The organism is Marichromatium sp. AB32, from assembly GCF_003718675.1.
GTDB classification, from domain to species: Bacteria; Pseudomonadota; Gammaproteobacteria; order Chromatiales; family Chromatiaceae; genus Marichromatium; species Marichromatium gracile.
In genome coordinates, this window is the sequence record NZ_RHFJ01000014.1 from 51,591 (window position 1) to 70,583 (window position 18,993).

Genomic DNA, 18,993 nt, shown 5'->3' on the forward strand with positions numbered 1-18,993 from the left:
AGTGACGAAGGTGGGGTCGCGGCGCCGTACAGCGACGGGCGCCATGTACGGGGCCCGCGCGGCGATTAGAGCAGACAGCAGCGCCTTGATTCAAACCGTACCAGATCACAAGCCTGACGACACCGAGGCGCTCGACCAGATCCCGGTCGAGCGGTTGCACCGTGTCGGGCCCCGGGTGGCCGAGCGCCTGACCCGGCTCGGTATCCACAGCGTCCAGGACCTGTTGCTGCACCTGCCGACCCGCTATCAGGATCGCAGTCGCGCGGTGCCGCTCGCCGAGCTGCGGGTCGGCCAGGAGGCACTGGTCGAGGCCGAGATCGGCGAGGCCGGGATCGCTCTCGGGCGGCGCCGCTCGCTCAAGGTGTGGCTCACCGACGGTGGACTCGGTGCGCTGATGCTGCGTTTCTTCCACTTCGGCAGTCAACAGGTCTCGGCGTTGCGCCCGGGGGTACGGCTGTCGTGCTATGGCGAGGTCCGTCAAGGACCGCGCGGCCTCGAGATGGTGCACCCGGAGTATCGCATCCAGGGCGCCGGGCAGGAGGGGCTCGAGCCCGGACTGACCCCCGTCTACCCCGCCACCGAGGGGTTGAACCAGGCGTCGCTGCGCGGACTCACCGAGCAGGCCCTGGCGCTGCTCGAGACCCGCGCCCCGGCCGAGTGCCTGCCTGCCAGCGTGCTCGACCCTCTGGGTCTGCCGACCTTGAGCGAGGCGCTGCGCTATCTCCATCGCCCGCCGCCCGAGGCGACCCTGGAGGCGCTGGTCGAGCGCCGTCACCCGAGCTTCCAGCGCCTGGCCTTCGAGGAGCTGGTGGCGCACCAAGCGAGTCTGCGTCAGTTGCGCGAGACTCAGGGGACGCAGGTCGCACCGCCGCTCGCCGGTGACGGTGCGCTGCGCGCGCGGTTGCGTGCGCGCCTGCCGTTCTCGCTGACCCCGGCGCAGGAACGGGTGGTCGGCGAGATCGCCGCCGATCTCGCGCTGTCGCGACCGATGCATCGGCTGTTGCAGGGCGATGTCGGCGCCGGCAAGACGGTGGTCGCCGCGCTCGCCGCGCTGCAGGCGATCGAGTGCGGACATCAGGCGGTGCTGATGGCCCCCACCGAGCTGCTCGCCGAGCAGCACCACCGTACCCTCGGGGGCTGGCTCGACGAGCTCGGCATCACCACGTTGTGGCTGACCGGTCGTCACAAGGGGCGCGAGCGCGCCGAGCTGCTGGCGCGCATCGCCTCGGGCGAGGCGCGACTGGTGGTCGGCACCCATGCGCTGTTCCAGGACGAGGTGCGTTTCGCCGAGCTCGGGCTGGTGATCATCGACGAGCAGCACCGCTTCGGTGTCCACCAGCGCATGCGGTTGCGCGAGAAGGGCGGGGGCGAGGGGGCGCTGGCCCACCAGCTGATCATGACCGCCACGCCGATCCCGCGCTCGCTGGCGATGACCATGTACGCCGACCTCGATCTCTCGGTGATCGACGCCCTGCCGCCGGGGCGCCAGGCGATCACCACGGCGGCGGTGCCCGATGCCCGCCGCGACGAGGTGATCGAGCGGGTGCGCGAGGCCTGTGCCCAGGGGCGTCAGGCCTACTGGGTCTGCACCCTGATCGAGGAGTCGGAGGTGCTCGAGTGCCAGGCCGCCGAGGAGACCGCGCGTCAGCTCGCCGAGCGCCTCAGCGGGCTGCGCGTGGGGTTGGTGCACGGGCGCATCCGTGGCGCCGAGCGCGAGGCGGTGATGGCCGCCTTCGCCGCGGGCGAACTCGACCTGCTGGTGGCGACCACGGTGATCGAGGTCGGGGTCGACGTGCCCAACGCCAGTCTGATGATCATCGAGAACCCCGAGCGCCTGGGGCTCGCCCAGCTCCATCAGCTGCGTGGCCGGGTCGGGCGCGGCGCGGTCGAGAGCCACTGCCTGCTGCTCTATCGTGCGCCGCTCTCGGCAGTGGCGCGCGAGCGCCTGGGGATCCTGCGCGCTACCAACAGCGGCTTTGAGATCGCCGAGCGTGATCTGGCGCTGCGCGGTGCCGGCGAGGTGCTGGGCACCCGCCAGACCGGTGCGGTGCAGTTCCGTATCGCCGACCCGTTGCGCGACCAGCAGCTGCTGCCCGCCGCCCAGCAGGCCGCCGACCTGGTGTTGAGCAGCCATCGCGGGCTGTTCGAGCCGCTGGTGCGTCGCTGGCTCGGGGATCGCGTCGACTACGGTCGCGCCTGAGCCGCATCGATCGCCCCCGGCGCGGCTGTGCGATAATCGCTCCACCTGCGGACGATGCCGGGGCCCGTCTCCCGTGGCCGCCTCGTCGCGACCCCTGCCGACCGTCCCGTCCTCTGTCGTACCGACGGGGGCATCGTCGCCAATGTCACGAATCAGGTGAGAGTCGACCTGCGATATGAGTCTTCAAGAGGTAACAGCCAAGGCGCTGCGTCCCGCCTTCTGGCGTGAGCGGCTGCATGGATACATGCTGCTGGTGCGGTTCAATCGGCCGATCGGCAGTCTGCTGCTGATGTGGCCCGCGCTCTGGGCGCTGTGGTTCGCCGGCGCGGGGCAGCCGCCGTGGTCGATCGTGCTCATTTTCGTCCTCGGGGTGGTGCTGATGCGCTCGGCCGGGTGCGCGATCAACGACTATGCCGATCGCGACTTCGACGGTCATGTGCGGCGCACCAACCAGCGCCCGCTGGCCACCGGCCTGGTGAGCGCGGGCGAGGCGCTGGGGGTGTTCATCGTCCTCTGTCTGGCCTCCTTCGGCCTGGTGCTGCTGCTCAACTGGCAGACGATCGCGCTGTCGGTGGTGGCGGTGGCGCTGACCGCGCTCTATCCCTTCATGAAGCGCTATACCCATCTGCCGCAGCTCTTCCTCGGCGCCGCCTTCGGCTGGGCGATCCCGATGGCCTTCACCGCGGTGACCGGGACCATCCCCTTCTATGCCTGGGTGCTGTTCGTCGCCACCCTGATCTGGGCGCTGATCTACGACACCCAGTACGCCATGGTCGATCGCGAGGACGACCTCGAGATCGGGGTCAAGTCCACCGCGATCCTGTTCGGGCGCTGGGACCGTGTCATCATCGGGCTGTTGCAGCTCATCATGCTGGCGCTGTTGTTGTGGGTCGGTATGGCCACCGGGCGCGGTGGCTGGTACCTGCTCGGGCTGGCCGCCGCCGCCGGGCTGGCCCTCTATCAGCAATGGCTGATCCGCGCGCGCGAGCCCGACCCCTGCTTTGCCGCCTTCCTCAATAACAACTACTTCGGCATGGCGGTGTTCGTCGGGCTGGTGCTCGACTACGCGCTCGGTTGAGCCTCGCCCTCGATCCGTTGTTGTGCGATCGGGGCGGGATGGCGCGCCACCACCCAGGCCGGTAGCCGCGCCTCGTGGGCGTGGTAGAGGGCGTCGGACTCGACGATCACCAGCACCAGCACGGTCGCCATCACCGGCAGGATGCCGGTGCCGGCGACCAGCGCCCACACCGCCTCCTTCATCATCCCGCCATAGGTGTAGCCGACCCAGCCGAGGGTCGCGCTCGCCACCAGCAGTGTCAGCATGGTCAGGAAGATCCGGCTGCGGCGCGCGCATACCTGCCAGTGACACATCACGTACCAGGGGTCGCGCCCGCGGGCGCGGCGTGCCCGCCACAGGATGAAGCCGAGGATGGCGAAGGAGATCGTCGGGATCAGCGCCAGCAGCCAGGGGAAGCTGCCGGCGATGCCGCCGATGGCCACCGTCATCAGGATGTGGTTGCCGATCAAGTTGGTGAGAAAGAGCTCGTGCGGCACCTTGGCGCGGCGGAGTTCGTCGGGGCTGACTGCGAATCGCATCTGAGGGGTCTCCGGCTGCGGGGCCGCGCGAGGCGGCCTGCTGGTCATCCGTGCCCGCCGCACACCGGGCAGTCGGGATCGGGGGGGAGGGTCAGGCTGCGCCACTGCATGCGCAGCGCATCGAGCAGCAGCAGCCGACCGAACAGCGGCTCACCGATGCCGGTGAGGATCTTGATCGCCTCGGTGGCCTGGGTGGCACCGATGATGCCGACCACCGGTCCGAGCACGCCGCGCACCGCGCAGCCCTCCTCCTCGCCGACCTCGCGTGGATAAAGACACTGGTAGCAGGGGCCGCCGGGACGAGCGGAGAAGGCGCTGACCTGGCCCTCGGTGCCGATCGCCGCGCCCGAGACCAGGGGGATGCCGGCGCTCATGCAGGCGGCGTTGATGGCGAAGCGGGTGGCGAAGTTGTCGCAGGCGTCGATCACCAGATCGACGTCGGCGATCAGCTCGGGCAGCCGGGCGGCGGTGGCGCTGCCCTTGAGTGGCACCAGCGCGACCTCGGGGTTGAGCGCCGCCAGCCGGGTCATCGCCGAGTCGACCTTGGGTCGGCCGACGGTGGTGCTGTCGTGCACGATCTGGCGGTGCAGGTTGGAGAGGTCGACGGCGTCGAAGTCGGCCAGGCGCAGCTCGCCGACACCGGCGGCGGCCAGATACATGGCGATCGGCGAGCCGAGGCCGCCGAGTCCGATCAGCAGCACGCGTGCCTGACGCAGGCGTCGCTGACCGTCCTCGCCGAAGCCGGGGAGCAGCATCTGGCGGCTGTAGCGTGGGTCTGGATGCGGGTTCATGGTACTGCTGCGGGCCGGCCCGGGCGGGTGTCGTGGCGACTCAGAGATAGCGGCGCCAGTGCTCGGGCCGCTGGTCGCGACAGCCGTGCTCGATCTGCGCGTAGCGCTTGGCGAAGACCTGCTTGAGACAGTTGCCCTTGCACCTGGGGTAGCCGAGATTGGCCCGCTGGGTCTCCTCTGTGTAGTGATAGAGCGCGCGCCTGACCTTGGGGAGCAGCCCGTTGTCGAGATGCAACCCGAGCTCGCCGAGCGCCTCGTCGATCTCCTGCAGGGTGAGCTGGAGCACGTCGTAGCGCACCCGCAGCAGACAGGGCGAGAGCGCCTCGGTGGCGAGTACGCCCTCGACCTCGGCGAGGAAGGCCGCGGCGGTCGCGGCCTGATCGGGGTTCGGATGCAACTCCTGGAACGGGATCTCGCGCTCCTTGATACGGTCGACGTCGACGCTGTCCATAGTGGCTGCCCAATGCTAGTCGTGGTTGCGAAAGAATCAACCCGGGCGGACCGGTCGGTCGCGGCGGTGGCTATAATCGGGCCGCGTGTCGCCTGTTCCGACGGGTGACGATGTCGCGTCGGCGGCGCGCGCAGGGCCTGATTCCGGGCGTGCTGCCGGGTGCGATGGCCGTAGACCTGCTGTCCGAGAGATGGGAGCGGATTTGCCGATGTACAACGACAAGGCCGACCTGGGGGTGTGGCTGCGCAGCCTCCTGTTCTTCGTCCTCTACAACCTGATGGGGATCGTCCACAGCCTGATCTCGCTGCTGCTGGCGCCCTGGATGGATTTCGCGCAGCGCTATCGCTTCGTCAACCTGTGGTCGCGCGCCACCATGTGGTTGCTGCGCCGGCTCAACGGCATCGAGATCGTCGTCGAGGGGCGCGAGCACATCCCCGCCGGCGAGGCGGTGGTAGTGATGGCCAATCACCAGAGCCAGTGGGAGACCTTCTATCTGCAGCTGCTGGTCTCGCCGCAGGCCACGGTGCTCAAGCGCGAGCTGCTGTGGGTGCCCTTCTTCGGCTGGGGGCTGGCGCTGCTCAAGCCGATCGCGATCGATCGCGGCCGCCCGGTCAACGCCTTCAAGACCATCCTCCGGGTCGGGCGCGAGCGGCTGCGCGCGGGCATCAGCGTGGTGATCTATCCCGAGGGGACGCGCCAGCCGCCGGGGCGGATCGGGCGGTTCAACGGCGGTGGTGCCAAGCTCGCCTGCAAGGCCGGGGTGCGGGTGCTGCCGATGGTGCACGATGCCGGTCATTGTTGGCCGGCGCGCTCGCTGCTGCGCCGCCCCGGGCGTATCCGGCTGATCATCGGGGCGCCGATCGGTTGTGGCGACGGTGATCCCGAGCGGCTCAGCGCGCGGGTCGAGCAGTGGATGCGCGAGACCGCGGCGCGGCGGTTGGGGATGGAAGAGGGTCAGCCTGCGCCGCGATCAGCGGCGCCCGAGCGTGATCCGGTCGAGTCCGGCGAGGTCGTCTAGGGTTGCGACCTCGACGAGCCCGGCGCCGCCGAACAGCGCGCGCGCCGCAGCGCCCTGGTCGCAGCCGTGCTCGACCATCAGCCAGCCGCCGGGACGCAGACAGCGCGGCGTATCGGCGAGGATGGCGCGGATCGCCGCCAGCCCGTCGGCTCCCGGGGTCAGCGCGCCGGGGGGCTCGAAGCGCAGGTCGCCCTGGTCGAGATGGGGGTCGTCGCCGTCGATATAGGGCGGGTTGCTGAGGATCAGGTCGCAGCTCCCGGTGGCGACGGCCCCGAGCCAGTCGCCCGCGACCAGGTCGACGTCGAGTCCCAGGCGGTCGCGGTTGGCGCGTGCTACGGCGAGCGCCGCGCTGCTGCGGTCGGTGGCGGTGATCCGCCAGCGCGGGCGTTCGCTGGCCAGGGCCAGGGCGATCGCGCCGCTGCCGGTGCCGAGGTCGAGCACGGTGGCCGTGCCCGCCGGGCCGCGCGCCAGCGCGGTCTCGACCAGCAGTTCGGTCTCCGGGCGCGGGATCAGGGTGTCCGGGGTGACGTCGAGCTCGAGGGTCCAGAACGCCTGGGTGCCGCGGATGTAGGCGATCGGCTCGCCGTCGAGTCGACGTCCGAGCAGCGCGGCGAAGGCCGTGGCGGTGGCGGCATCGAGCGGGCGCTCGGGCCAGGCACGCTGGCTGGTGCGCGACCAGCCGCTGCACTGCTCGAGCAGCAGCTCGGCCTCGAGCCGGGCCGCCGCGCCGGCGAGTGCAGCCAGTGCGCCAGCGGCGCGGGTCAGGGTCTCGTCGGTGCGCTGCTCGGCGAAGGTGGCGGGGGAGGGCGCTCGGGCCACCCTCAGGCGCCGCTCATCATCGCGGCGAGTTGCTCACCCCGGTATTCGGTGAGCAGCGGCTCGATGACCTGATCGAGCGCCCCGGCCATCACCTCGTCGAGCTTGTAGAGGGTGAGGTTGATGCGGTGGTCGGTGACCCGGTTCTGCGGGAAGTTGTAGGTGCGGATACGCTCGGAGCGGTCTCCGCTACCGACCTGCAGGCGGCGTGACTCGGACTGCTCCGAGGTCTGGCTGGCCTGGGCCTCGGCGAGCAGCCGGGCCTGCAGCAGCGACATGGCGCGCGCGCGGTTCTTGTGCTGCGAACGCTCCTCCTGACACTCCACCACGATGCCGCTGGGCAGGTGGGTGATGCGGATCGCCGAGTCGGTCTTGTTGACGTGCTGACCACCGGCGCCGGAGGCGCGATAGGTGTCGATGCGCAGATCGGCACTGTTGATCTCGATCGAGTCGATCGCCTCGACCTCGGGCAGCACGGCGACGGTACAGGCCGAGGTGTGCACCCGTCCCTGCGACTCGGTCTCGGGGACGCGCTGCACGCGGTGCGCGCCCGGCTCGAACTTCAACCGCGAGAACACCCCGCTGCCGCTGATGCGCAGCACCACCTCCTTGTAGCCGCCGAGCTCGCCGGCGCTCTCGGAGATCGGCTCGACACGCCAGCCGAGCAGTTCGGCATAGCGCATGTACATACGCATCAGGTCAGCGGCGAACAGCGCCGCCTCGGCCCCGCCGGTGCCGGCGCGGACCTCGAGGAAGGCGTTGCAGCGGTCGTTGGGGTCGGGCGGGATCAGCAGCGCGATGAGCTCGGGCTCGAGTGCCGCGCAGCGCGCCTCGGCCTCGGCCAGCTCCTCGCGGGCGAGCGCGGCCATCTCGGCATCGGCGAGCATCTCGCGGGCCGTGGCGATGTCGTCCTCGGCCTCGAGATAGCGCCGATAGCAGGCCATCAGCGGATCGAGCTGGGCATACTCGCGGCTGAGGTCCCGGAAGCGGTTGGTGTCCGCCTGGGTCTCGGCGTCCGCGAGCAGCGCCATGAGTTCGTCGAAGCGATCCGAGATACGCTCCAGCTTGCCCCGGATCGATGGGTTCATGAATTGGCGGTACGGTTGTTGGTGTCGAGTTGGAACAGCTCGTTGGCCGCCTCGAGGATCTCCGCATCACCGTCACGCGCCGCCTGCCGCAGCCGCGAGCTGGGCGCATGCAGCAGCTTGTTGGTGAGGGTGTGGGCGAGGAACTTGACGATCTCGGCCGGGGGCTTGCCGGCGTCGAGCTGACGCAGCGCACGGGCCAGCACCTCGTCGCGCAGCGCCTCGCCACGGAGGCGGTAGTCCTGGATCAGACCGGCGGCGTCGAGCGAGCGCAACCAGGCGAGGAACTCCTCGGTGTGGAAGGCGATGATCTCCTCGGCCTGCTCGGCGGCGGCCTGACGCGAGCGCAGGTTCTCGTCGATGACCTCCTTGAGGTCGTCGATGGTGTAGAGATAGACGTCGTTGAGGTCGGCGATCTCGGGTTCGATGTCGCGTGGCACGGCGATGTCGACCATGAACATCGGGCGGTGCTTGCGCTTCTTGAGCGCGCGCTCGACCGTACCCTTGCCGAGCACCGGCAGCGGGCTGGCGGTGGAGGCGATGACGATGTCGGCATCGGCGAGGTGGCCGGCGATCTCGGTCAGGGCGATGGCGAAGCCATCGAACTGGGCGGCGAGTTCGTGCGCGCGCTCGACGGTGCGGTTGGCGACGATGATGCGGCCGATGCCGTTGTTGTGCAGGTGACGGGCGGCCAGCTCGATGGTCTCGCCGGCGCCGATCAGCAGCGCGGTCTGCTGCGACAGGTCGCTGAAGATCTGGCGCGCGAGGTTGACCGCGGCGAAGGCGACCGAGACCGGGTTGCTGCCGATCGCCGTCTCGGTACGGACCGTCTTGGCCACCGAGAAGGTGTGCTGGAACAGCCGACCGAGCAGCTTGCCGGTGGCGCCGCAGTCCTTGGCGGTCTGGTAGGCGTTCTTGACCTGCCCGAGGATCTGCGGCTCGCCGAGCACCAGCGAGTCGAGACCGCTGGAGACGCGCAGCAGGTGGGTGACCGCGTCGCGTTCGGCATAGGCGTAGATGAAGGGGTCGATGCGCTCGAGTTCGATGCCGTGGAACTGGCTGAGCCAGTGACGCACGGACAGCTCGGCGCCGTCCTCGATGGCACAGTAGAGCTCGGTACGGTTGCAGGTGGAGAGGATCACCCCCTCGCTCACGTCCTGGCATCCGGTCAGGTCACGCAGGGCTCCGGCGATGATGTCTGGACCAAACGCCAGCCGTTCGCGGATGTCGACCGGGGCGGTCTTGTGGTTGAGTCCGAGAACAAGCAGCTTCATATCGGTATCTGTCTTGGAATTTCGCTCAGCGATGGGAGAGGTCGGGCTGCCGTCGTTGCTGCCGGCGCCGGCCCGGCCCCATGGGGCGTCACGGTCGCATCATCTCAAAGGGCTTACGTCCGAGTTCCTGCCACCGATAGACTGCGCATCCAATGGGTGCAAGCAGCAACATGGTAGCAACTTTTTGCCGCCCTGGACCAATGCCGTCCACCCTTCAGGCGTTGCAAAAACGGATGCGGATTGACCTGGCGCAGTCGTCTCGACGGTTTATGGCCGTCGGGGGATGGGCGCCACGGTTGGCCCTCACCGGTTGCGCGCCGCTGGCGCATCGTGATGCACAATAGTGCCCCGTCGGCGTCGCGCGCAAGCGCCGCGCCCGGTTATCGACCGCGGCGCCGGCAGAGTCCACATTCAGATGCCAAGTGCCTGGAAGCCTCCATGTCCTCGATGCCTCTCAAGCCGATTTCCGCCAGCCTGCTCGGGTTGGCGCTGGTTTGGCCGTTCAGCGCGCTCGCCGCCGCACCGGCCGCGGGCGCCGATGCCGAGCAGGTGTTCGCCGTGCTCGCCGCCGAGGTCGCGGCGCAGCGCGGCGAGCTGGCGCTGGCCCATCACTATTACTTGGAGGCGGCGACGCTGACGCGCAGCCCGCGTCTGGCCGAGCTGGCGGTGCGCAGCGCCATCAGCGCCGACTCCGACGCCGCCGCCTGGCGCGCGGTCCGGTTGTGGCTGACGCTTGCGCCGGAGGCGGTCTCGGCCCACCAGGTCGCGGCCTTTCTGAGCATCCGTGCCGGCGACATGGGGGCGGCGCTGAACCATCTGCGCCGGATCATCGAGCTGGCCGGCGACGCGGTCGCCGATGCCTATGCTCAGGTGGTCTCGATCGTCGCCCGCGCCCCCGACGTGGAGACCCGTCTGGCGCTGATGCGCTCGCTGGTCGATGTCTTCCCCGAGAGCGCCGAGGCGCGTCAGTCGCTGGCGATGGTGGCGGCCAGCGCCGGGCGCTTCGAACTTGCCGACGCGGCGGCCCGGCGCGCCCTGGCGCTGCGCCCGGACTGGAACAAGCCGCGGCTGTTCCTGGTCCGTCTGCTGCTCTCGGAGGATCGGCGCGAGGAGGCGCGCACCCTGCTCGAGGGCTTCGTCGCCAACAGCCCGGACGATGCCGCGCTGCGCATGCTCTACGGTCAGCTGCTGGTCGACGATCAGGAATACGGCACCGCGCGCGAGGTGTTCGCGCGGCTGCTCGCCAATCAGCCCAAGCAGCCCGATGTGCTGTTCGCGCTCGGCATCCTCTCCTTGCAGCTCGACGATCTCGACTCCGCGCGCGGTTATCTCGAGCGGCTCTACGGCACCGGGCAGCGACGCGACGAGGCCGCCTTCTATCTCGGTCAGACCGAGGAGCGCGCCGGGCGCGACCCTCAGGCGGCCATCTGGTACGCCCGGGTGGGCGATGCCAACGAGACCGATGCCCAGGTCCGCATCGCCCTGATCGAGGCCCGCGGCGGGGATCTCGAGCGCGCCCGCGAGATCCTGCAGCGACTGCGTGATCGCACCCCCGAGGACGCCATTGCACTCTATATGGTCGAGGCCGAGATCCTTGCCGAGGTCGATCGGCCCGAGCAGGCGATGACGGTCTATGCCGCGGCCCTCGAGGTCTACCCGGACGAGCCGAACCTGCTATATGCTCGCGCGCTCTATGCCGTGGAACGAGATCGTCTCGATCTCGCCGAGCGGGATCTGCGTCGGATCATCGCCGCCGATCCCGAGCATGCCGATGCGCTCAACGCCCTGGGCTATACCCTGGCCGATCGCACCGAGCGCTATCGCGAGGCGCGCGACTACATCGAGCGCGCTTATGCGCTCAAGCCCGAGGAGCCGGCGATCCTCGACAGCATGGGCTGGGTCCACTACCGGCTCGGTGACTATGACACCGCGCTCGACTATCTCGAGCGCGCCCTGGCCGCGCTCGATGACGGCGAGATCGCCGCGCACCTCGGCGAGGTGTTGTGGGCGCTGGGCCGTCATGCCGATGCCTGGGCGGTATGGGAGACGGCGCTCGAGACGCATCCGGGGCACGCCTATCTGATGGACGTGATCGAGCGTCATCGCTCCTCGCGCACCGTCTCCGACGATGACAACCAACTGCAGCCAAGAGAGTCGCAACCATGATCGACGAAGCCGTCACCGACAACGATGCCTGGAGTGTCTGGCCCGCTCCGGCCAAGCTCAACCTGATGCTGCGGGTGGTGGGGCGGCGTGCCGACGGCTACCACGAGCTGCAGACGGTGTTCCAGTTCGTCGATCGCTGCGACCGCCTGGGTTTCCGGGTACGTGAGGACGGTGAGGTGCGACGCGATGGCGAGCTGCCCGGGGTCGCTGCCGAGGCCGATCTCACGGTGCGCGCCGCGCGTGCGCTGCAGGCGGCGAGCGGCTGTGCGCTCGGGGTCGATATCCGCTGTGAGAAGGTGTTGCCGATGGGCGGTGGGCTCGGTGGCGGCAGCTCGGACGCGGCGACCACCCTGGTGGCGCTGAACGTGCTCTGGGGGACTGGGCTCGATACCGAGGCGCTGGCTCGGCTGGCGCTGCCGTTGGGGGCTGATGTGCCGGTGTTCGTGCGTGGTCAGGCGGCCTGGGGCGAGGGGGTCGGCGAGCGGCTCACCCCGGTCGAACTCCCCGAGCCCTGGTTCCTGGTGCTGGTGCCGCGCTGCTCGGTGTCGACTCAGGCCGTGTTCACGCATCCGCGATTGACACGCGACTCGAAACCGATCAAACTTGCGGACTTTACAGGCGGGGATGTCGTCAACGATTGCCTCCCCGTCGTCCGCGACGAGTATCCAGCGGTTGCCGATGCCCTTGATTGGTTGTCCCAATGGGGTGAGGCCAGGCTCACCGGGACCGGGGCCTGTGTGTTCGCGGCATTTGCCGGGCGCGATCAGGCACTCGCGGCCTGGGAGCAACGCCCCGCTGGAATCGACGGCTTCGTGGCACGCGGCTGCAATCGCTCTCCGCTGCTCGATCGACTCGCAGATATCGACGCTCGACTGTCGAGTCGGCATGGCCGAGCGTAAGGGACTGCGCGTCTCGTCGTATCAAACCGAACATCGTCTTTCATCTTTTGGGGCGTGGCCAAGCGGTTAAGGCACCGGGTTTTGATCCCGGCATCCCCAGGTTCGAATCCTGGCGCCCCAGCCATATCAGCTCTGCAGTCGCGCAGACAGGAAGATGCCAGTGCCCGCCAGCCATATGATGGTCTTCTCCGGGAATGCCAACCCGGAGCTTTCGGCTGAAATCGCAAGTCGCCTCAATCTCCCGCTGGGTAAGGCCGTCGTCGGCCAGTTCAGTGATGGTGAGGTGATGGCCGAGATCCAGGAAAACGTGCGTGGGCGTGACGTCTTCGTCGTCCAGCCGACCTGTGCCCCCACCAACGACCACCTGATGGAGTTGCTGGTGATGGTCGATGCCCTGCGCTGGGCGTCGGCCAAGCGCGTCACCGCAGTGATTCCCTATTTCGGCTATGCCCGCCAGGATCGGCGTCCGCGCTCGGCGCGGGTGCCGATCAGTGCGCGGATGGTGGCCAAGATGATCGGCAAGGTGGGCGCCGATCGCGTACTCACCGTCGATCTGCACGCCGACCAGATCCAGGGCTTCTTCGATATCCCGGTCGATAACGTCTACGCCTCGCCGATCCTGCTCGGCGACATCTGGCGCCAGAAGCACGACGATCTGATGGTGGTCTCGCCCGACGTCGGCGGCGTGGTGCGTGCGCGTGCCGTGGCCAAGCGCCTTGATGATGCCGATCTGGCGATCATCGACAAGCGCCGTCCGCGTGCCAACGAGGCCCAGGTGATGAACATCATCGGTGATGTGCGCGATCGCTCCTGCGTGATCGTCGACGACCTGGTCGACACCGCCGGCACCCTGTGTCGGGCGGCCGAGGCGCTGAAGAATCATGGCGCCAAGATGGTTGCGGCCTACTGCACCCACCCGGTGCTCTCCGGGCCGGCGGTCGACAACATCACCAACTCGGTGCTCGATGAGCTGGTGGTGACCAATACCATCCCGCTGCGGGGTGCGGCCGCCGAGTGCCCGAAGATTCGCCAGCTCAGCATCGGTGAGCTGCTCGCCGAGACCATGCGTCGGATCTCGAGCGAGGAATCGGTCAGCTCGCTGTTCGTCGACTGAGTCAGTCCTTGTGTCGCGCGTCGCTCCCTCTTGGCGCGCGACCCGGCCGCAAGCATGTGGCCACCGAGCGCCGGGGTCCTGGTCGCGGGACCCCGGCGTATTTCATTGAGTCCCTTGATAGATCTGGAGAACGCTGATGAGCGTCGATTTCAACATCGTTGCGCAGCCGCGCGAAACCGTGGGGAAGGGTGCGAGCCGCCGCCTGCGTCGCGCCGGCGAGGTGCCTGCCATCGTCTACGGTGGCCACCAGGAGCCGCAGATGATCACCCTGCCGCACAACGAGCTGCTCAAGCACCTCGAGCACGAGGCCTTCTACTCCCACGTGCTGACCCTTCAGGTCGGTGACGAGACCTCCTCGGTGGTGCTCAAGGACTTGCAGCGTCATCCCGCCAAGCCCTTCATCCTGCACGTCGACTTCCAGCGCGTCACCCAGGGTGAGAAGCTGCGCATGAGCGTGCCGCTGCACTTCCTCAACGAGGAGAGCTGCGTCGGCGTCAAGGCCGGTGGTCTGGTCTCGCGTTCGCTGACCGAGGTCGAGGTGAGCTGCCTGCCGCAGGATCTGCCCGAGTACATCGAGATCGACATGGTCGCGATGGAGGTTGGTGCCATCCTCCACCTCTCCGAGCTGCAGCTGCCGGCCGGTGTCGAGCTGGCCCACGCCGCAGGTGACGAGGTGGTGGTCGCCATCCAGGCGCCGCGCGGTGGTGCCGATGAGGAGTCCGAGGGCGAGGATTCCGCCGAGGCCTGATCGGTCTCCAGGCCCCGGCGGTGTGCCGCCGGGGCAGACGCCCGCAAGGCGTCTCTGTTCTTTTCCGGGCATCTCTCCGATGCCTGAATCTGTCCCTCTGTACGGAATGACCTGCATAGATGTCGAATGATGGCATTCGTCTGATCGTCGGTCTGGGCAACCCCGGGGCCCAGTACGAGGCGACACGTCACAACGTCGGTTTCTGGTTCGTCGACTCCATCGCCAGGTCTGCCGGCGTCGACTTCCGCCCGGAGAGCCGCTTTCATGGCGAACTCTGTCGCTGCGTGATCGGTGGTCGCGACCTGCGCCTGCTCAAGCCCTCGACCTACATGAACCACAGTGGTCGCTCGGTGGCTGCGGTGGCGCGCTATTTCGACATCCCGCTCGAGTGCATCCTGATCGCTCATGACGAACTCGACCTGCCGGTCGGCGCGGTCCGGCTCAAGCAGGGGGGCGGGCATGCCGGGCACAATGGTCTGCGCGACTCGATCTCGGCCCTGGGTGGGCGTGATTTCTGGCGTCTGCGGATCGGCATCGACCATCCCGGTGATCGCTCGCTGGTGACCGGCTATGTGCTCGGTCGGCCCTCGGGAAGCGATCGCCAGGCGATCGACGATGCCCTGTTCGAGACCGAGCGTGCCCTCGATGATCTGTTGCAGGGGCGCTTCCAGCAGGTGATGAACCGTCTGCACGCCGGGCGCTGATCCCTTCTCCGTCGTCTCCGTCGGTGGTGTCGCCCGCTCTCCTGGGCGAACGCTCTCCTCGCTCATGCCGATGATTGCCGGTCTTTGACAAAACGCAATCGTTCCAGCAGGATTCCCTCCCAACCCCTTGATCGGTCGTCGTCGCGCTGATGCCGACGAGCTCGGCGTGTGCCAGGACGGCTCGATCGCTGTACAGGGTGTGCAGTCCGCCGGTTCGTCGAGTGCTTCGTCTCTGATCACGCAACGGAGGGGCAGTGCATGGGTTCAGCGTTTCGAGGCGCCCTGGTGGCGTCGGTGGTGTTGGGTGGCCTGCCGACGCTCGCGTCGGCGACCAATGGGTATTTCTCGCACGGCTGGGGTGCGCGCTCCAAGGCGATGGCGGGGGTCGCCACCGCGCTCCCCCAGGATGGTCTGGCCGCGGCCACCAATCCCGCCGGCATGGCCTTCGTCGGCGAGGGGTTCGATATCGGCGTCGCCTTCTTTCATCCGTCGCCGCGTGGCTATGAGGCCAACCCCGACTTCGCCGTCGATCCGGCGACGGGGTTCCCGACCGGTCCCTTCGTCACCCCGGGTGACTATGACAGCGATGCCGACTGGTTCCTGATCCCGAGCTTCGGCTACAACCGCCCGCTCGGTGAGCGAGCGACCATCGGGGTCAGCATTTTCGGCAACGGCGGCATGAACACCCGGTATCGCGATCGTGCGGTGTGGGAGAACTTTGCCGCTGCGCCGGATCAGCTCGCCGGGGTTCCGGGCGCCGGCCAGATCGCCAGTCCGGGCGGGTTGCTGTTCCTGCCGACCAACCCGCCGCAGCCGGTGACCGACCCGAGTGTGCCGCCGCCGCCGGCGGGCAACAATGCCAACCCCGGTGGCTACTTCACCGCGACCACGCCGACCGGTGTCAGCCTCGAGCAGTTGTTCATCGAGATCCCCTATACCTATCGATTCGCCGGTGGCCGTCAAGCGCTGGGTATCGCGCCGGTGTTCGCCATCCAGCGCTTCGAGGCCGAGGGCCTGGAGCCCTTCCGTGGCGCCTCGGTCGCCCCGGACCGGGTGACCAACAACGGTGAGGAGTGGTCCTATGGTGCCGGTCTGCACCTGGGCTGGTACGGGCAGGTGAACGAGCGCCTGGCGCTCGGCGCCTCCTATCGCACCCGCATCTACATGACCGATTTCGACGACTACGAGGGGCTGTTCGCCGGTGGTGGCGAATTCGACATCCCGGCGATGCTCAATCTCGGTCTGAGCTACCGGCCCTGGCGTGATCTGACCCTGGCGTTCGATTACCAGCGCATCTTCTATGGTGACATCGACGCCATCGCCAACTCCAATGCGCGCGACATCTCCGCCTGTTTCGCGCCCGGCACCAAGCCCTCCTACTGTCTCGGTGGCGACAATGGCGTGGGGTTCGGCTGGGAGACCATGGATGTCTTCAAGTTCGGGGTGCGCTACGACGTCGACGAGCGGCTCAGTCTGATGGGTGGGGTGAGCTACAACAGCGACTTCACCGATGGCTCCATGGCTCTGTTCAACATCCTCACCCCGGCGACCGTGCGCTGGCACCTGACGCTGGGGGCGAGCTATCAGGCGAGCGACCGCGACCGCTTCACCCTGGCCGTGTCCTATATGCCGGAGGAGCAGCTCGACGGCGCCAATCCGAGCATCACCCAGGACCAGACCGGGAGCCTGTACATGCAGCAGCTCGACATCGAGATCGCCTGGAGTCGGCGTTTCTGACGGTGGGCTAGGGCGCGGTCGCGCCGGTGCGCGACCGCGTGGCGGGATGTCTCAGGCGGGGGTGGCCGGTGCGCGACCGATCGAGAGATAGGTCAGGCCGGCGGCGGTGGCCTGCTGCGGATCGAGGATGTTGCGCCCGTCGAGCAGCAGCGGGCGGGCGAGGGTGTCGCGGATGAGGCGGAAGTTGGGGCTGCGGAACTGGGTCCACTCGGTGACGATCACCAGCGCATCGGCACCGGCCAGTGCGGCGGTGGCGTCCTCGGCGAGTACCAAGTCGGGGCGCTCGCCGTAGATCCGGCGCGCCTCGTCCATCGCCACCGGGTCGAACGCCTGCACCTTGGCGCCGGCCGCCCACAGCGATTCCATCAGCACCCGGCTCGAGGCCTCGCGCATGTCATCGGTGTTGGGCTTGAAGGCCAGCCCCCAGAGCGCGATGGTGCGCCCGGCGAGGTCGCCGTCGAACTGCGCCTTGAGCTTGTCGAACAGCAGCTCCTTCTGGCGGAAGTTGACCGCCTCGACCGCCTGCAGCAACTGCGGCTCATAGCCGACGCCGCGCGCGGTGCGCTCGAGTGCGCGCACGTCCTTGGGGAAGCAGGAGCCGCCGTAGCCGCAGCCGGGATAGATGAACTGGTAGCCGATGCGGGGGTCCGAGCCGATGCCGACACGGACCTTCTCGATGTCGGCGCCGACGATCTCGGCGATGTTCGAGAGCTCGTTCATGAAGCTGATCTTGGTCGCCAGCATGGCGTTGGCGGCGTACTTGGTCAGCTCGGCCGAACGCACGTCCATCACCATCAGTCGGTCGCGGTTGCGGTTGAAGGGGGCGTAGAGCGCACGCAGCAGCTCGGCGGTGCGTGGGTTGTCGGTGCCGACGATGATCCGATCGGGACGCATGAAGTCTTCGATCGCCGCGCCTTCCTTGAGGAACTCGGGGTTGGAGACGACATCGAAATCGATGCTCTGGTCGCGCTCGGCGAGTGCGGCGCGGACGGTCTCGGCGACCTTGTCGGCGGTGCCGACGGGGACGGTCGACTTGTCGACCAGGATGCGGTAGCCCTCCATGTGCTGACCGATGGTGCGTGCCACCGAGAGCACGTACTGCAGGTCGGCCGATCCGTCCTCGTCGGGCGGGGTGCCGACGGCGATGAACTGGAAGAGCCCGTGCTTGACCCCGGCCTCGGCGTCGGTCGAGAAGCGCAGTCGTCCGGCCTCGCGATTGTTGCGGATCAGTTCGTCGAGTCCTGGTTCGTAGATCGGCACCCCGCCGCTGTTGAGCAGGTCGATCTTGTCCGGGTCGACGTCGATGCAGAGGACGTCGTTGCCCACCTCGGCAAGACATGCGCCGGTGACCAGGCCGACATAGCCGCTGCCGAAAATCGTTACTTCCATCGGGAGATCTCCGAGTCTGACTGAATTGATGTTGGATGAATCGGGTTGCGTACGGGGGTGAAGTGAGAGTATCTTAAGGGGCTACTCCGGTGCTGGCGATGGGGATTGACCCCCGATCCTGGCCGTAGAATTTGATCGTTTCAGTCTCTCGGGCCCGTCGTTGCTGGCGTTGTCGCGAGCATAGTATCAGTCCGCAGTGTCTGGGACGTTAAAGAAACGGTCAGGGACGGAGTTAAAAAGTTTCAAGAGAGTGTTGACAGGGTCTGAATCGACGCCTAGAATGAGCAGCTCTTTTGGAGGGGTTCCCGAGCGGTCAAAGGGATCAGACTGTAAATCTGACGGCTCAGCCTTCGGAGGTTCGAATCCTCCCCCCTCCACCAAGTTTCCCGCTAGTTGGCGGGCGTCATGATCAAGTCATGGCACTGCGGTGATCGGCCTTGTGTCGAAGGCGAGCGTCGCAGGCTGGTACGCCAGTCTTGCGGGTGTAGTTCAACGGCTAGAACCTCAGCCTTCCAAGCTGATGATGTGGGTTCGATTCCCATCACCCGCTCCAAGAAGTTAAGGCGCTGGCAGCGCGTTTAAAGCAAGTTTTGCCCATGTAGCTCAGATGGTAGAGCACACCCTTGGTAAGGGTGAGGTCACCGGTTCAATTCCGGTCATGGGCTCCAATTTCTCGGTACGGTTGCGCGCATCCAGGCGCGCCTGGTCGATTTGAAACATGCGGGGAGCCGTTCATGTCCAAAGAAAAATTCGAACGTAGTAAGCCACATGTCAACGTTGGCACCATTGGCCACGTCGACCACGGCAAGACCACGCTGACGGCTGCGATCACCACGCACCAGGCGCGCAAGTTTGGTGGTGAGGCACGTGCCTACGATCAGATCGACAACGCCCCGGAAGAGCGTGAGCGTGGTATCACCATCGCCACCGCGCACGTCGAGTACGAGTCCGATACGCGTCACTACGCACACGTCGACTGCCCCGGCCACGCCGACTACGTGAAGA

17 protein-coding genes and 4 tRNA genes are annotated in these 18,993 nt (G+C 67.7%); 14 read left to right on the forward strand and 7 right to left on the reverse strand.

Features of this window, described 5'->3' with window-relative positions; all coding sequences use genetic code 11:
• Window positions 1-43 precede the first annotated feature (43 nt).
• Both recG and ubiA read left to right on the forward strand, forming a co-directional pair.
• Window positions 44-2,200: an ATP-dependent DNA helicase RecG gene (recG, locus tag EBL85_RS06550; RefSeq protein WP_223806078.1), complete on the forward strand. Its 2,157-nt coding sequence runs from the start codon at window positions 44-46 to the stop codon at window positions 2,198-2,200.
• 175 nt (window positions 2,201-2,375) lie between these two features.
• Window positions 2,376-3,278: a 4-hydroxybenzoate octaprenyltransferase gene (gene ubiA, locus EBL85_RS06555; RefSeq protein ID WP_123141119.1), complete on the forward strand. Its 903-nt coding sequence runs from the start codon at window positions 2,376-2,378 to the stop codon at window positions 3,276-3,278.
• On the opposite strand, the gene EBL85_RS06560 is transcribed toward ubiA, so the two are convergent.
• Genes EBL85_RS06560 through EBL85_RS06570 form a run of 3 tightly spaced genes read right to left on the reverse strand, consistent with a single transcriptional unit; the run spans window position 3,263 to window position 5,038 of the window.
• A complete protein-coding gene (locus EBL85_RS06560; protein WP_123141120.1) occupies window positions 3,263-3,796 on the reverse strand; it encodes a hypothetical protein in 534 nt (177 codons plus the stop codon). The genes ubiA and EBL85_RS06560 overlap by 16 nt on opposite strands.
• A 44-nt stretch (window positions 3,797-3,840) precedes the next feature.
• Window positions 3,841-4,587: a molybdopterin-synthase adenylyltransferase MoeB gene (locus EBL85_RS06565; RefSeq protein WP_123141121.1), complete on the reverse strand. Its 747-nt coding sequence runs from the start codon at window positions 4,585-4,587 to the stop codon at window positions 3,841-3,843.
• A 40-nt stretch (window positions 4,588-4,627) separates the two neighbouring features.
• The gene (locus EBL85_RS06570) at window positions 4,628-5,038 is read right to left on the reverse strand and encodes a hypothetical protein (RefSeq protein WP_123141122.1); all 411 of its coding nucleotides are present in this window, start codon (window positions 5,036-5,038) and stop codon (window positions 4,628-4,630) included.
• A gap of 208 nt (window positions 5,039-5,246) precedes the next feature.
• Here EBL85_RS06570 and EBL85_RS06575 point away from each other — a divergent pair, with 208 nt between their 5' ends.
• Window positions 5,247-6,056 (forward strand): 1-acyl-sn-glycerol-3-phosphate acyltransferase, encoded by an 810-nt coding sequence (locus EBL85_RS06575; protein ID WP_123141123.1) that lies wholly within the window; start codon window positions 5,247-5,249, stop codon window positions 6,054-6,056.
• On the opposite strand, the gene prmC is transcribed toward EBL85_RS06575, so the two are convergent.
• Genes prmC through hemA form a run of 3 tightly spaced genes read right to left on the reverse strand, consistent with a single transcriptional unit; the run spans window position 6,009 to window position 9,231 of the window.
• Window positions 6,009-6,875 carry a peptide chain release factor N(5)-glutamine methyltransferase gene (gene prmC, locus EBL85_RS06580; protein ID WP_200189272.1) on the reverse strand — a complete coding sequence of 289 codons (867 nt, stop codon included), beginning with the start codon at window positions 6,873-6,875 and terminating at the stop codon, window positions 6,009-6,011. The genes EBL85_RS06575 and prmC overlap by 48 nt on opposite strands.
• 2 nt (window positions 6,876-6,877) lie before the next feature.
• Entirely contained in the window at window positions 6,878-7,960 is a 1,083-nt protein-coding gene (gene prfA / locus EBL85_RS06585; RefSeq protein WP_123141124.1) for a peptide chain release factor 1, read from the reverse strand.
• Window positions 7,957-9,231, reverse strand: coding sequence for a glutamyl-tRNA reductase (gene hemA, locus EBL85_RS06590; protein ID WP_062275454.1), 1,275 nt, complete (start codon window positions 9,229-9,231; stop codon window positions 7,957-7,959). Before hemA ends, prfA begins: the two co-directional genes overlap by 4 nt.
• Window positions 9,232-9,669: 438 nt before the next feature.
• Here hemA and EBL85_RS06595 point away from each other — a divergent pair, with 438 nt between their 5' ends.
• The 7 genes from EBL85_RS06595 (at window position 9,670) to EBL85_RS06625 (ending at window position 16,599) form a co-directional block, all read left to right on the forward strand.
• Window positions 9,670-11,397, forward strand: a complete 1,728-nt coding sequence (locus EBL85_RS06595) for a lipopolysaccharide assembly protein LapB (RefSeq protein WP_123142478.1) — start codon at window positions 9,670-9,672, stop codon at window positions 11,395-11,397.
• Entirely contained in the window at window positions 11,394-12,296 is a 903-nt protein-coding gene (gene ispE / locus EBL85_RS06600; RefSeq protein WP_123142479.1) for a 4-(cytidine 5'-diphospho)-2-C-methyl-D-erythritol kinase, read from the forward strand. Before EBL85_RS06595 ends, ispE begins: the two co-directional genes overlap by 4 nt.
• Window positions 12,297-12,344: 48 nt before the next feature.
• Window positions 12,345-12,420: transfer RNA gene (locus tag EBL85_RS06605), tRNA-Gln, on the forward strand.
• Window positions 12,421-12,456: 36 nt separating this feature from the next.
• The gene (locus EBL85_RS06610; protein WP_123141127.1) at window positions 12,457-13,410 is read left to right on the forward strand and encodes a ribose-phosphate diphosphokinase; all 954 of its coding nucleotides are present in this window, start codon (window positions 12,457-12,459) and stop codon (window positions 13,408-13,410) included.
• 136 nt (window positions 13,411-13,546) lie between these two features.
• Entirely contained in the window at window positions 13,547-14,158 is a 612-nt protein-coding gene (locus EBL85_RS06615; protein WP_123141128.1) for a 50S ribosomal protein L25/general stress protein Ctc, read from the forward strand.
• A 119-nt stretch (window positions 14,159-14,277) separates the two neighbouring features.
• Entirely contained in the window at window positions 14,278-14,862 is a 585-nt protein-coding gene (pth, locus tag EBL85_RS06620; RefSeq protein ID WP_123141129.1) for an aminoacyl-tRNA hydrolase, read from the forward strand.
• Between the two features lie 258 nt (window positions 14,863-15,120).
• Window positions 15,121-16,599 (forward strand): OmpP1/FadL family transporter, encoded by a 1,479-nt coding sequence (locus EBL85_RS06625; RefSeq protein WP_062275464.1) that lies wholly within the window; start codon window positions 15,121-15,123, stop codon window positions 16,597-16,599.
• Window positions 16,600-16,650: 51 nt separating this feature from the next.
• On the opposite strand, the gene EBL85_RS06630 is transcribed toward EBL85_RS06625, so the two are convergent.
• Window positions 16,651-17,988 carry a UDP-glucose/GDP-mannose dehydrogenase family protein gene (locus EBL85_RS06630; protein ID WP_123142480.1) on the reverse strand — a complete coding sequence of 446 codons (1,338 nt, stop codon included), beginning with the start codon at window positions 17,986-17,988 and terminating at the stop codon, window positions 16,651-16,653.
• Window positions 17,989-18,283: 295 nt separating this feature from the next.
• On the opposite strand from EBL85_RS06630, the gene EBL85_RS06635 reads away from it, so the two are divergent.
• The 4 genes from EBL85_RS06635 to EBL85_RS06650 all read left to right on the forward strand — a co-directional run.
• Window positions 18,284-18,368 (forward strand) — tRNA-Tyr (locus EBL85_RS06635).
• A gap of 98 nt (window positions 18,369-18,466) precedes the next feature.
• A tRNA-Gly gene (locus tag EBL85_RS06640) sits at window positions 18,467-18,541 on the forward strand.
• Between the two features lie 39 nt (window positions 18,542-18,580).
• Window positions 18,581-18,656: transfer RNA gene (locus EBL85_RS06645), tRNA-Thr, on the forward strand.
• 66 nt (window positions 18,657-18,722) lie between these two features.
• Window positions 18,723-18,993 (forward strand): GTP-binding protein (locus EBL85_RS06650; RefSeq protein WP_255419381.1); only part of this gene is annotated, 271 nt, incomplete at its 3' end.